This is a genomic window from Chryseobacterium bernardetii, from assembly GCF_003815975.1.
GTDB lineage: Bacteria > Bacteroidota > Bacteroidia > Flavobacteriales > Weeksellaceae > Chryseobacterium > Chryseobacterium bernardetii.
Genome location: NZ_CP033932.1, coordinates 4,064,837 through 4,078,109 on the forward strand (window position 1 = coordinate 4,064,837; position 13,273 = coordinate 4,078,109).

General features: G+C 36.5%; 8 protein-coding genes. All 8 read right to left on the bottom strand.

Features of this window, described 5'->3' with window-relative positions; translation table 11 throughout:
- Positions 1-20: 20 nt before the first annotated feature.
- Complete coding sequence (locus EG339_RS18480; RefSeq protein ID WP_123872722.1) at positions 21-2,765, bottom strand: multicopper oxidase domain-containing protein; 2,745 nt, start codon at positions 2,763-2,765, stop codon at positions 21-23.
- Between the two features lie 105 nt (positions 2,766-2,870).
- Entirely contained in the window at positions 2,871-3,344 is a 474-nt protein-coding gene (locus EG339_RS18485; protein WP_123871395.1) for a DUF3347 domain-containing protein, read from the bottom strand.
- Between the two features lie 116 nt (positions 3,345-3,460).
- On the bottom strand, positions 3,461-3,841 hold the full coding sequence (locus EG339_RS18490; RefSeq protein ID WP_228459652.1) for an HYC_CC_PP family protein: 381 nt from the start codon (positions 3,839-3,841) through the stop codon (positions 3,461-3,463).
- A 140-nt stretch (positions 3,842-3,981) separates the two neighbouring features.
- The gene (locus EG339_RS18495; RefSeq protein WP_123871396.1) at positions 3,982-6,222 is read right to left on the bottom strand and encodes a TonB-dependent receptor plug domain-containing protein; all 2,241 of its coding nucleotides are present in this window, start codon (positions 6,220-6,222) and stop codon (positions 3,982-3,984) included.
- A 43-nt stretch (positions 6,223-6,265) separates the two neighbouring features.
- Positions 6,266-7,075 (bottom strand): 3-deoxy-8-phosphooctulonate synthase, encoded by an 810-nt coding sequence (gene kdsA / locus EG339_RS18500; RefSeq protein ID WP_123871397.1) that lies wholly within the window; start codon positions 7,073-7,075, stop codon positions 6,266-6,268.
- A 423-nt stretch (positions 7,076-7,498) separates the two neighbouring features.
- The gene (locus EG339_RS18505; RefSeq protein ID WP_123871398.1) at positions 7,499-8,026 is read right to left on the bottom strand and encodes a DUF1697 domain-containing protein; all 528 of its coding nucleotides are present in this window, start codon (positions 8,024-8,026) and stop codon (positions 7,499-7,501) included.
- Between the two features lie 79 nt (positions 8,027-8,105).
- Positions 8,106-9,593, bottom strand: a complete 1,488-nt coding sequence (locus EG339_RS18510) for an LTA synthase family protein (protein WP_123871399.1) — start codon at positions 9,591-9,593, stop codon at positions 8,106-8,108.
- 87 nt (positions 9,594-9,680) lie between these two features.
- On the bottom strand, positions 9,681-13,166 hold the full coding sequence (locus EG339_RS18515) for a glycosyltransferase family 117 protein (RefSeq protein ID WP_123871400.1): 3,486 nt from the start codon (positions 13,164-13,166) through the stop codon (positions 9,681-9,683).
- Positions 13,167-13,273 lie beyond the last annotated feature (107 nt).

The following is a 13,273-nucleotide window of genomic DNA, read 5'->3' on the forward strand; positions in this document are numbered from 1 at the left end:
AAAATAATAGGGTTTTAAAATTAATACGTTAATGTAACACCGGCCCCCCAGCCCATTTCATTATCATAATTTCCGGAAAGGGATAGCCATTTTTGAACAATATATCTTATTCCTGTTGAGAATTCTCCATCTGAATTAACGCTAAAGTTTCCTCTCAATCTTCTGGAAAGCGGGATATCTTCCCTGCTCAGCTCCAGCAATACTTTCCCGTTCTGATCTACACTAGCATCTGCAGTAATCAACATTGGTAATACATACTGCATCCCGACTATAAATGAATATCTGCTTTTTGAAGCCTTCTGCTGTCCGAACCAGGTTTTCTTGCCATGAAAACCCATCCCCATATCTTCCGCTATTTGTCTTTCCATGATTTCATGATTTTTTTGAACTCTGAATCCAGCATAAGGTAATGCCCATTGGAATTTCCCCAGGAATCTTCCCACTTTTGCACTTCCTTCAAAATGATCGAAGTTCCAGTTGCTATGAAACTCATTCAGATTAGCCCATCTTGGCCCGAACATCGTCATGGTTTCTGCATGGATTTTATTACTTGCTACATCCAGCATTGCCATAGAGCTTACCATTTTATTATCTTTCAAAAAGTTTTTCCAGGCCAGTTTTCTGTTCGGAAGCTGGGGATTCGGTTTTGAATTTTCATAGCTGAAGATTCTTCCCATCCCGGCCATCATATGATACAGGATATGACAGTGGAAAAACCAGTCTCCGTCCTGATTGGCAGCAAATTCAATCGTTACAGTTTCCATCGGCATAATATCTACCACATTTTTCAAGGGTGAATATTCTCCTTTTGAATTGATGAGTCTGAAATCGTGCCCGTGAAGGTGCATCGGGTGACGCATCATAGAGTTGTTATACAACTTAATCCTTAAAATTTCTCCTTTTTTGATCAGAATTTTATCTGTCTCTGTAACGGTTTTATTGTCTAATGTCCATAAATAATGATTCATATTCCCCTCCAGCGTAAATTTCATATGACGAACACTGTCTGCCGGAAGTATTGTTTTTTCAGGAGATTTTAAAATATTGTAAGATAACCTTTTGATGGTTTTCTCCTGCTGCATATCCATTCCGGTATGTTGAGAATGGTCATCAGTTTTTTTATCTTCTTTCGTTTTCACACCCATCATTTCATTAATGTGCTTCATTGTTGTTTTCCTTTGATTTTCCGAAAGTTCAGGATACATTACTTCGTTCATATCCATCATCTGATTTCCCATCGTCATGTTCATTGGCTTCATATTTCCACTCATTTCCATCATTCCGTTCATCATCTTCATTCCTTCAAAAAGCATCAGTCTTGGTAAATTCGGAGCTTCTATTTTTTCACCTGAACCCAGCCAAAGAGAAGCGTGGCCTATTCTGTCTTCTGAAGTGGCCCGGAATTCAAAGCTTTTATTCTCAGGAATAGTCACTTCAATATCATAAGTTTCTGAGACACCAACAATCAATCGGTCTACTTCTACCGGAACCACATCATTTCCGTCATTTCCTACCACTTTTATTTTTCCGCCGCCATAATTCAGCCAGAAATAAGTGGATGAACCACCATTGGCAACTCTCAGTCTTACTTTATCTCCTGCTTTAAGATTAGTATAACCAGAACTTGGAACTCCATTGATTAAAAACTTATCATAATACACATCGCTTACATCCATGGCTTCCATTCTTTTCCATTCATTCAAGGCTTTTGTCCCAAGATTTCCTGATTTGATGGCTTCCCAATAACTCTGTACTGCATTTTTTTTCACAGCATACCAGTCTGTATTGGCCATATGCAGCCTACGGGCAATCTGCATAGGATCATCATCACTCCAATCCCCCAACAATACAGGGATTTCTGCGTTATATTCAGTTTTTGGCTCTCCATCTCTCTTTTTAAAGACTAAAATCCCGTTCATTCCTATCTGTTCCTGTAATGCTTCGTGAGAATGATACCAATAAGTTCCGTTTTGAGAGATTTTGAACTTATACAGATGGGTTTCACCAGGCTTTACAGGTTTTGTGGTAAGATAAGGTACCCCATCATGTTCATTGGGAAGAATTACCCCGTGCCAGTGCAGGCCTGTATTTTCCTTAAGCATATTGTGCAGATAAATTTCAGCAGTATCTCCTTCTGTAAAATACAATGTAGGAGCCTGAAGCTTACCATTGACCGCAATTGCTCTCCTGTTTTTTCCTGTAAAATTAACAATGGTGTCTTTTACATATAAATCATAGCGGACTGTTTTCCCGCCAAAAGTAAGTTTTCCATTTTCAGAATTTCTTTTTAATACTGTTTTTTCTCCTTTTGAGCTTTCAGTGACAGCATGTTTTTGACCTTCTTTTTCTACCAGTTCCATTCCACACTTAGGACACTTTCCCGGCTTATCTGAAATTACCTCAGGATGCATAGGACAAGTGTAAGTAGCTTGAGGCTCAGATATAGGTTTTGATAAAGATGAAATTGAAGGCTGAGTTAATGCTCTTTCCCCTACTGGATTTTCTTTTTTAGTTATTTCAGCCTTAGTTTTATTTACTTTTGTTTCTACAGGTTTTGTTTTCTTTTCTATTTTCGGTACAGGCTTTACTGCTGGCCTGGTCATAACCTTAGGTTGTACAACAACCGTTTTCTTCACCAATGTCATGTTACACTTCGGGCAGTCTCCGGGTTTTGAAGAGACTATTTCAGGGTGCATAGGACAGGTATAATAGGTTTTTGCAGTTTGTGCGAAGGTAAAAACAGAGAACAAAAGCACCAGAAACATGATTAATTTTTTCATAATATTCCGAACTTTTTCAGAAGCTGCAGAGTTTAAAGTTTAAAACAAATTAAACCCTGCAACTTATTGTTTTAAAGACTAATACAACACTTATTTAATTTCCGACTTTACACTTCCGCAAGAAAGCATAGATTTTCCATAGTATGGATTCATGATCTGTTTTTCATCACTTAACCAACTTCCGTCAGCCATTGGGCAATATTGTACGTAAACAGGTTTCTCAGAAAGCTTGAACTCCTTCGTCAGAGCAATCATATTGTCCGAAAGATTGAAAAAAGTTTCTCTCTGAGCTGCAACTGTTCTCGCTTCTGAAATGGCAGAGGCATCTTTTCTAAGAATATTAAGGTTTCCTTCTGAAACTAATTTATAATCGATAGTTGAAGCTGTTTTAATGAATTCTGTAGCTGCTTTTGAAGTTTGATCTGCATCATCAGAAGCTAAAGCCGACTTGATGGCAATATAGTTCTGATAAAGCTTTGAAACCTGAGCGTCTTTTTTAGACTGTGCTGAAAGTGAAATAACTGAGAATAAAGTTAAGGCTGCTGTAATGATATACTTTTTCATTGTTTTAAATTTTAGAATTAATATTTAATAAAGAATAAGGGTAACGCACAGGTAATGCGTTAAGACATGTCATTGGTAACGGATGTTATGATAACACCGAAAACGACTGACGGATTTTAAATTCTAAAATTACAATGATTGATATAGATGGGTACCGGTTTATATTCCGGTGGTGCATTAATCTGAATCTGAGTAAATTTGGTCGCCGAAAAGGATCTGTCTAAAAAAACAAACTGATGCTTAACAGGAATTTCTGAAATCTGGACTAAGAAATCAACATTCAGCAGATCAGACTTTTGGGAATCATCAACTTTTACGACTTTGATCTCTGTTTTGCAGCATCCTTTTTTATCTTTAACACCGCATTTGCCACAAATATCATCAGCTTTCTGGCTTACAGAAACAAATTCTTTCATACAGTAATGAATGCTAAATGCTGCTCCGGAAGAGAATCCGAAGTAGAAAATAGAAAACAGTATGGCAAGAATCTTTTTCATTATGAGACAAAGTTAAAAATATTCAGTAAACCGTTGTTATAAAATTTTGTATTGTTGTTATAAAATTCAGGCAAATAAAAATCCTCTGAAGAATATTCAGAGGATTTTGCTTTATATGTTCTTGCAGATAACGCAGATTTTTATAGTTTAAATTCTAGTTTCACATTGAAGAAACGTCCTGTAAGACGTACCGGAACCGGATACATATAATTGGTATTGTAATCTGTAATCCACTGGTTAGCCACAGTGTTATTGATATTAAACGCGTTGAAAACCTGTACTCCTAATGATAATTCCTGGAAATTACCCCAGAAACCGGATCTTTTATTTTTATCCTTTGGATCAATAAATACTTTTGTTAATCCGATATCTACCCTTTTGTAAGCGGGCAATGTTTTCTGATAACTGTATGCTGAATTGAAATCCGGCTGTCCGTTATCATTAAACATTACAGGAGATCCTGTTGGTAATCCCATTGCATATACCAAAGTAAGGTTTACCCTCATGGATGGGAACTGCGGCATATAATCCTGATAGAACATGGCAACCCTGAACCTCTGATCCGTTGGTCTCGGGATATCTCCTCTTCCATCAATATTTTCATACACTCTTGCATAACTCGCTGAAAGCCATGAATCTACTCCCGGAACAAATTCACCAAATAATCTGGTATCAATTCCATAAGCGTATCCTTTGGCATTATTCTGCCCTGAGTAACGGATTCTCACGTTATCCATATAATACGGAATCAGGTTATCCATTTTTTTGTAGTAAAGCTCCGTTGTTAATTTAAACGGTCTGTCATACATATAGAACTCATAATCATTGGACAGGATAGCCTGGATAGATCTTTGTGACTTGATATTCGGGTTGAAGTTTCCGTCAAGATCTTTAATCTCTTTATAAAATGGAGATTGATAATAAATTCCTCCGGAAAGTTTAAATAACATATCGGAATCCCAGTCTGGTTTTATCGCAAACTGAACTCTTGGTGAGAATATCGTTTCTTTATTAAAGCTCCAGTTAGAAACTCTTACTCCGGCATTTAAAAATACTTTGCTTGCTCCCCAATAAAATTTCTGGGAATACTGTGCATAAGCAGATAATCTTGTAGGCTCTATATTATTTTTTCCTGCAATATAATAGAACATTCGCAGATCTCCTGTTGTAGTTCCTGATCTGGGATCAATTACTTCCGGTCTTGGAAGGCTGTATCCGGCAGAATCTACCAGTTTCCATTCATTGGTAAGATCTTTAAGGTTTTCTTTTTCATATTTGAAACCAACTTCAATATCTGTATTCACATTAGGAGAAAATTTCGCTCTGAGCTGAGTTCCGTAAGTTCTTACAAATAAATCATTTCTGGCATGTTCTGTCTGTCCTCCTACATCATAACTGGAAACAGGTTCCTTTGTTATCGGGTCAAACGTCTGCAGTTCATATTCTGAACGGATAGTATAGTATTCTCTTTCTCTGTTCTGATAAGCGAAAGCATCCATTGTAAGCTTCCAGTTATCAGCAGGTTTATAGTTCATGGAAAATGTACCCATCATATTTTTATACTGGTCATTTTCTTTACCACCATACCCAATATTTACAGTAATAGGCTGCTGAAGGCTTCCGAAAGTTACACTTTTCGCTTTAGGAATCATCTCATAATCATTCTTGGAATAATACCCAATGAATGACATGGAGAATTTGTCATTAACGTGATAGTTCAAATAAGACTGGAAATCCCAATAAGTAGGATTAAAGTCTGTATCTTCTTTTAAGGTGTTAAGAACAAGATTGGTATTTCTGTATCTTCCTGAAAATAATGCGGTAAACTTTTTATTTTTTGAAGCCAAACCGGTGGTTAATCTACCACCAATTAAACTTGCCTCACCGGAAACCTCAAATTTTTCAGGCTCACGGTAATAGATATTTAAAGCAGAAGACATCTTATCACCATATTTGGCTTCGAAACCTCCTGCAGAGAAATTTACGGCAGAAACCATATCCGGGTTAATGATACTCATCCCCTCCTGTTGAGAGTTTCTGATCAGGAAAGGTCTGTAGATCTCAATATCATTAATATAGATAAGGTTTTCGTCATAGTTTCCACCACGTACCATATATTGGGAAGACAGCTCTGTGTTGGAGTTTACAGAGGGAAGTGTTTTAATCAGCCCTTCAATTCCACCACTAATAGAAGCTACTGCTTTCGCTTCTTTTGCAGAAATTCTTACATTGGTAAGGTCATTGGTCTTTCCTGTTGTTTTTTTCTGGAACACAACTTCCTCTATATCGGTCACTCTAGTGGTCGCCGTATCTTTTTTCCTTTGTTGGGAGAAAATCAGAACAGGAACCATAAGGCTTAGCGGTAAAACTAGTTTTTTCAAAAGAAATATTTTAGAATTTCTAAAATTAATGTTTTTTTAACAATTACAAAATCGATTCTCTAATTCTTGTTAATTTTTGTAATAAATCTTCTAATAAATCGAGTCTTAACATGTTGGCTCCATCAGATAATGCAGTTTCCGGAGTTGGATGGGTTTCGATAAAAATTCCGTCTGCTCCTACTGCAATTCCTGCTTTGGCAATAGTTTCAATAAGATCGGGTCTTCCTCCTGTTACTCCGGAACTTTGATTAGGCTGTTGCAATGAATGCGTAACATCCAGAATCACAGGCGCATATTCTCTCATGGTAGGAATTCCCCTGTAGTCTACGATCAGGTCTGTATACCCGAAAGAATTTCCTCTCTCAATGATTGCCACTTTCTGGTTATCAGAATCTGTAACTTTCTGAACTGCAAACTTCATAGCTTCCGGTGAAAGGAACTGACCTTTTTTCAAAGTAACACATTTTCCTGTTTTAGCAGCAGCAACCAACAGATCTGTCTGACGAACCAGGAATGCAGGGATCTGAAGAACATCCACATACTGGGCTGCTAATGCAGCATGCTCATTTTCGTGAATATCCGTAGTGGTAGGAATATTGAAAGTTTCTCCTACTTTTTTAAGAATTTCAAGAGATTTCTCTTCTCCAATGGTTGTAAAAGAGTCTACACGGCTTCTGTTAGCCTTTTTGAAACTTCCTTTGAAAATATAAGGAATATTATACTTGTCTGTAATATTGATTACTTTTTCAGCAATTCTAAGCGCCATATCTTCTCCTTCAATAATACAGGGTCCTGCAATAAGGAAAAAGTTTTTTGAATCTTTGTGCTGAATATTATCTAAATACTGAATCATTTTGTTGTAATTAAAAAGTTCAGTAAAAATACTGAGAAAGTTTCAGACTTGGAAATTATTTGAGGAGAGAGTGTAATTTTAGAGTTTTAGAGAAGATAATGGCTGTATTTTGATTAGGCTGTATTTTATTGATTAAATTTCTGAGGAAAATTGGATGATAAAATGTTTTTGTATTTCAACACTTAGTTTGTCATTCTGAAAGAATCTAAATATCGCATGATAAAATAAATCTAACGTCAGATTCATGACTGAATGGCAAAGATTGCAAATAAGGTTTTGGCTAAAGCCAATGGAATTTGGATAAAAAAGAACGGGCTAAAGCCCGTTCCTATTGAACTATACAAATCATTTATCGCACTGATTATACAATACTTATGATTTATTAATGCTTTTTTGATTGCTACGTTGTATTGTAGATAACAATTACTCCATCTTTTTTAAAATCTTTTCAAACGTATTCACATTCCTGCTGGTCATCTGATCTTTAAGGCTTTTCTTTCCTAAGACTTTCCCAAAAGTAGAATCTAATGTATTTCCTTTGGGAACCTGCCAGTAAAATATATCATTAACGATTTCAGCTTTTTCATTTTCCGTCCGGGAAGTTTTCTGGAATTCTTCCATTAAAACATTCTCCACTCCCGGTATCCCGACAAAGCCATAAATATGAAGATCTTCATTCTTTTCAAAAGGAATACTCTTCCAAAAAATTTCTGTTTCTTCGTGAGATTTTATGAACAAAAAAGCCTCATAAGAGAAATGTTCAGACATCGCCTTTTCAAGAATTACTTTTAATTCTTCAGCACTTTTATCAGACGAAAACACAATATTGCCGGAAGCCAATATAGAAGCCACATCTTTCATTCCGGCATCCTTAAAGACCTGGCATACATCTGCCATTTTCATATTGGTTCCTTTTACATTGACACCACGGAGAAAAGCACAATATTTCATAAGTTAGGTATTAGATTTTAGATAATAGTTTACAGGGGTCTGGGTTTGGAAAATCCAGGTGTTTTAAAAAATGTTCTATTTAATTAACCCGGATATATAAATTATAATCTGTTCCGGAAGGCTTGAGATTGTAGATTTTTTCCAGTATTTTATTATCACTTTTCAGGTGATCTTTCACCCTGAATTCCTTTAATAATTTATAATGGGTTTGGTAATAATCTGCGTTCTTTCCTTCGTATAAATTCTGATAGGAAAGCAGATATTTGGGTTTTCTGTTTTTAACCGTGTTGATCCAGTAATTTGTTTTATCTTTTTTGATCTCTTCCTGAATCTGTTTGTCTACCAACCCAACTTCATCAATAGTTTTTAATCCCGAAAAATAAGGCACATACCCCGCAGGCTCCAATAAAATCCACTGATTTTTATCTTTTTCATATTGGTTCAGGAATATACCGATAGTTCTTCTGTAGTTCCATTCCCCATTTCCTGTTGCAATAGAATGAATGGTTTGAAAAGCCAGCATCGGAACAATATAAAACAAAATAAGCAGTGACAGCCATAAATTTCTTCTCTCCTTCTGCTCCAGTACAAAAATAAGAACAGGAACAAAAAGCAGAAGCTGCGGAACCCAGTAATACCAATCGAACAAGCTTTTTTGAGAAATAAAAACAATCTGCTTTACCCATCCAAAAATAAAGATCATCCACAGGTAATAATTTCTTTTTTCCCTTTGTCTGATGAGATAAATAAAGCAAAGCAACTCAAAAATAAGAATAATCACTGTAATGGGATTGAATGCTCCAGGAACCTTCAGCATTCCCCAGAAATTTCCAAAGCTTACCATAAAATAATCAAAATGTTCCCCTAAAGTCAGCTGCTGTTCGTAAAGTAATTTTTTGGCAGTAATAGTGTTATTTACAACTTCTCCAAAGTAGAACCAGTTGAAAGCAACCGTTGATAAAACGCCTAAAATTCCGCCAAAAATATAGCTCCATCTGATTTTTTTGTTCCAGAAAAAGTCAACAAGAAATACAACTCCAAGGAAAATGACGGTATCAATTCTGGTAAACATAATCAGGACCGGAAGAAGGGTTAATACCCATTTTTTTCCTTTATTGAAACCGTAATACAGCAGGGACATTTCCAGGAAAAACAGGATCCCATACTCCATTCCCAGAATTGAAATTTTAATAGCCGGGGGTAAAATTCCGAGTAAAAAAATAAAAATAGCTTTATGCCAAGGGTTTTTAAGAAGCAGATGTGATAAAAACAGGGTTCCTATGGTAAACAGGACCGAATTAAAAATCAAAAGCGGTTCTATAAAGTTTTCTTTCCCAAAAATAAGATTGAAAATATAGGACACAAAAACATACAAATGAGTGGTAGAAGCTGAAATCTTAGTATCACCATTGAAGCCGATCACTCCATAATCCAGTAGATTCTGAGCTACCCGCCAGGTGATGAAAGCATCTTCCTGAATATAATGCGTTAATAAAAAAAGTAGTTTAAAAATAACCGTAACCATTACGGCATAGATTGGAAACCTGCTATTCTGTGTTTCAGCCATTATGTATTTTTAGTTCCACAAATATAATCTTAAAATTCAGGATTGCCAATAACAAAAAAACGGAACCGAAGTTCCGTTTTAAAAATTTTATTGTGTTACTTTAATAATTGCTGAAGTGATCTGATTTTCTTTTTCCTTGGAATAAGTAGAATCAAAAGGCTCCATTACATCAAATAAATATTGGTAGAATGGCGTGATTGTTTGAACATCTTCAGATTCTTTCATTGCTTTTTCTTTACCCATCTGCTGAAGCTCCTTCACAAAGGCATTGAATTTCTTATCAATCGGCTCAATGGATTTTACCAGATAAGCATATGCTTTTTCTTTCTGTCCCATCTTGGTATAAGCATCTGTAACCGCTGCTACTACAAGAGAATATTCCATTGGTTTTGTTCTCATCTGTCTTCTTACATAGCTTTGATCTGCTTTAGAGAGGCTTAAGTAATAATCATACTCATCAAAAATTCCTTTTTTAAGTACTTCTGCCAGCTGCAATCCTTTCTGCTCCTGTCCTGCGATGATATATCCGGTTACCATTGAGCTTAATGAGCGTGGATCATTGTACTTTTCAGCAGGAATTTCTTTGGCTGCAAGATCCAGGATTTCCAACGCTTTAGTTTTCTGTCCGCTTAGAGCCAATGCTGAAGCTGCTCTGCTTGCTGACATTCTGTAGCTGATGATATTGGAAGTTGCTGTTTCATCAAAGTGAGCATTCAGGTCTTTAAAGTTCCCCCATCTGAAGTTTTTCACTACATTATAAAGGTTATTTACATCTACTCTTCCCATGTCTCCGTCTGCTGATGGCAAAGTCTGGATTGGAATCAATCGGTAGCTGAACCCGTCAAACTGAAGATAATCATTAAGATAGAAAATATTTTCACTGTCATAAATACCTCCTGAAGAGAAGTTAATCGGACGTTTCCAATCGAAGTTGGCTAAAAGATCCATTAGAATCAGGTTGTTTTTATACAATGTATTTCCTTTGTAAGTAATCATAATCTGATTTGCTACATTAGGAAGATCTGCCTGATTGATAATTCCTGCTTTTAAGGCATTCTCTTTATTTACAGGAAGGATAAATTTGTTTACCGGCAGAATGTTATACTTTTCATATTTCTCTTCTCCAAAGTACATTTTCAGTAACTGATCTTTTTCAGGAGACTTGAATTTGATAAACTTAATGGCATCTTTCAGTGTTAAAGAATCCTGTGTAAGATACTTTCTGAAATCCTTGAATTCCGTATCCGGAACTCCCTGTTCTTTCAGCATAGAGAAAACCCCTTCCCAGTCTTCTTTCTTCATCATATAGATCTGGTCATTTACACCATCTCTGTAATCCTCGTGAGTGAGTTCACTTGGGATTCCCATAGCATTATAAGTTCTTCTCTTTATCTGATCAAGGTTCCATGGCGTTGAAGCAAGTGTGAAGTTCACCACTTTCACATCATCCCTGAATCTTTCCGTTTCCTGGATTGCCCAAACCGGATAAGTATCGTTATCACCATACACGAATAAAATATCGTTTTTCGGTAATGATTTTAACACTGAATATGCATAGTCGTATGCTGTATATCTGTTGCTTCTGTCATGAACGTTATAGTTTTGGAAGCCCATCATGAAAGGCACTCCTAACAATACAACTCCCAGTGCAATATTAGCACCGTTGGATTTGATCTTAGACTGTAAGAACCATAAGATAGCACCTGCTCCCAATCCGATCCAGATCGCAAAGGCATAGAATGAACCTACCATTGCATAATCTCTTTCTCTCGGTTCAAAAGGCTTTACCCCCGTATAGAAAATAATACCAACACTTGTAATAATGAATAAAGACAATAAAGCATAGAATCTTCCGAAATCCCTGTTCAACTGGAAAAAGAATCCGATTAATCCCAGAATTAATGGCAGGAAGAAGAACTTCACCGTACTTTCATTCTTAAATTTAGCAGGCATCTTATCCTGATTTCCTACGTTTACATTATCAATAAAAGGAATTCCGGAAATCCAGTTTCCTTTTGTGCTTTCCATGTTTCCTTCCAGGTCATTCTGTCTTCCTACAAAGTTCCACAGCAGGTATCTCACAAAGTAATACCCGTTCTGGAAAGAAATAAAATAATCCATATTCTGAAGGAAAGAAGGCTTCTGAACATTAATAAGGTTATAAGGTTTTACCTTTAAATAATCTGAAGCAGTAATAGATTTATCATCATACTTAGCTCTCAGCTCATCAAAGATCTGCTTGGCCTGAGGGTTATCTGCCACATCTTCATTACCATAATTAAATGTAAAATCAGGCGCGCCATACATTGAAATATAATTAGCCATTACATCCTTATCCTCATTAAACATTCTTGGCATTAAACTCACCTGAGATTTATTGAAAACATAGTTGAATCGGTCTCCGGTTTTTCTGTAAGTTCCGGTTTTTTCATCTTTTTCGTAGATTTCACCGGTCTTTTTTGTTTTAAAGCTTCCGTCTTCATTCTTTTCAATTCCGTTGGCATCAAGGAAAGCCGTATAGTTCTGTCCGTAAATTGTTGGCCAGTCACCATATTGTTCCCTGTTGTAGTAATCCAGCATACCAATTGCTGTATCCGGGTCGTTAAGGTTCATTGGTGGATTGGCATTTGCTCTGATAGGAATTACCATCCAGCAAGAGAACCCGATAATCATATATACTGCAGATAAAGCAATTGTCTGGTACAGATTCTTTTTCGTTTTTCTGGCATATTTGATTAAGAAATAGCTGATAACCACCATCAGTAGGAAGGCAGCAATGGTTCCTGAATGGAAAGGAAGCCCAAGACCGTTTACAAAGAAAATCTCCAATCTTCCGAACATCGTCATAATCAGCGGGAAGATAATTTTGAAGACCATACTCAGGATCAACAGGGTAATAAGGTTTGCCCAGATGAAGTTTTTCCAGGTAAACTTATAGTTTCTTGCATAGTATACAAGACATACCATAGGAGTTGCCAGCATACACATCATGTGTACCCCAACAGAAAGCCCTAAAACGAAGAAAATAAGGATAATCCATCTCTCACTGTCTGCTGCCTGATACTCATTTTCCCATTTCGTAATCAACCAGACCAAAAGCGCGATAAACATAGAAGCCATTGAGTAAACCTCACCTTCTACTGCTGAGAACCAGAACGTATCTGAGAAAGTGAAGCAAAGTGCCCCTACCGCTCCTGCAAATAAAATAGAGATTTCCTGATGTTTTGTAATTTCTTCAAAATCTTTGTTCAGTAATCTTCTCACAAAATGAGTGATCGTCCAGAACAAAAATAAAATAGTCAGCGCGCTGAACAATGCAGACATCGCGTTGATTACGATGGAGTAATTTTCGCCTTTCCCTAATGCAAAAATGGCTGCTACGGCACCCACTATCTGGAATAAAGCCGCTCCCGGAGCATGCGTTACTTCAAGTTTTACTGCAGAAGAAATGTACTCACCACAATCCCAAAAACTGAAATTGGGTTCTATTGTGGACAAGTACGTGAAAAACGCAATGACGAAAATCACCCATCCTAAAACGGTGTTCCATTGCCTAAAAGTCCAATTTTTCATAGTATTAAATCAATTATGCGAAAATAAGGCTTTTATATTATTTTATATTGTTTTTAACAAAATTTAAAAATTTGGCGCAGAATTTGCGATTAAACTCGTGCTGATCC

Coding starts and splice junctions, on each gene's coding strand:
- EG339_RS18505 (WP_123871398.1), bottom strand. CDS start 8,026: ATGAAATATTGTGCTTTTCTCCGTGGTGTCAATGTAAAAGGAACCAAT.
- EG339_RS18490 (WP_228459652.1), bottom strand. CDS start 3,841: ATGAAAAAGATTCTTGCCATACTGTTTTCTATTTTCTACTTCGGATTC.
- EG339_RS18480 (WP_123872722.1), bottom strand. CDS start 2,765: ATGTTTCTGGTGCTTTTGTTCTCTGTTTTTACCTTCGCACAAACTGCA.
- EG339_RS18510 (WP_123871399.1), bottom strand. CDS start 9,593: ATGGCTGAAACACAGAATAGCAGGTTTCCAATCTATGCCGTAATGGTT.
- EG339_RS18515 (WP_123871400.1), bottom strand. CDS start 13,166: ATGAAAAATTGGACTTTTAGGCAATGGAACACCGTTTTAGGATGGGTG.
- EG339_RS18485 (WP_123871395.1), bottom strand. CDS start 3,344: ATGAAAAAGTATATCATTACAGCAGCCTTAACTTTATTCTCAGTTATT.
- kdsA (WP_123871397.1), bottom strand. CDS start 7,075: ATGATTCAGTATTTAGATAATATTCAGCACAAAGATTCAAAAAACTTT.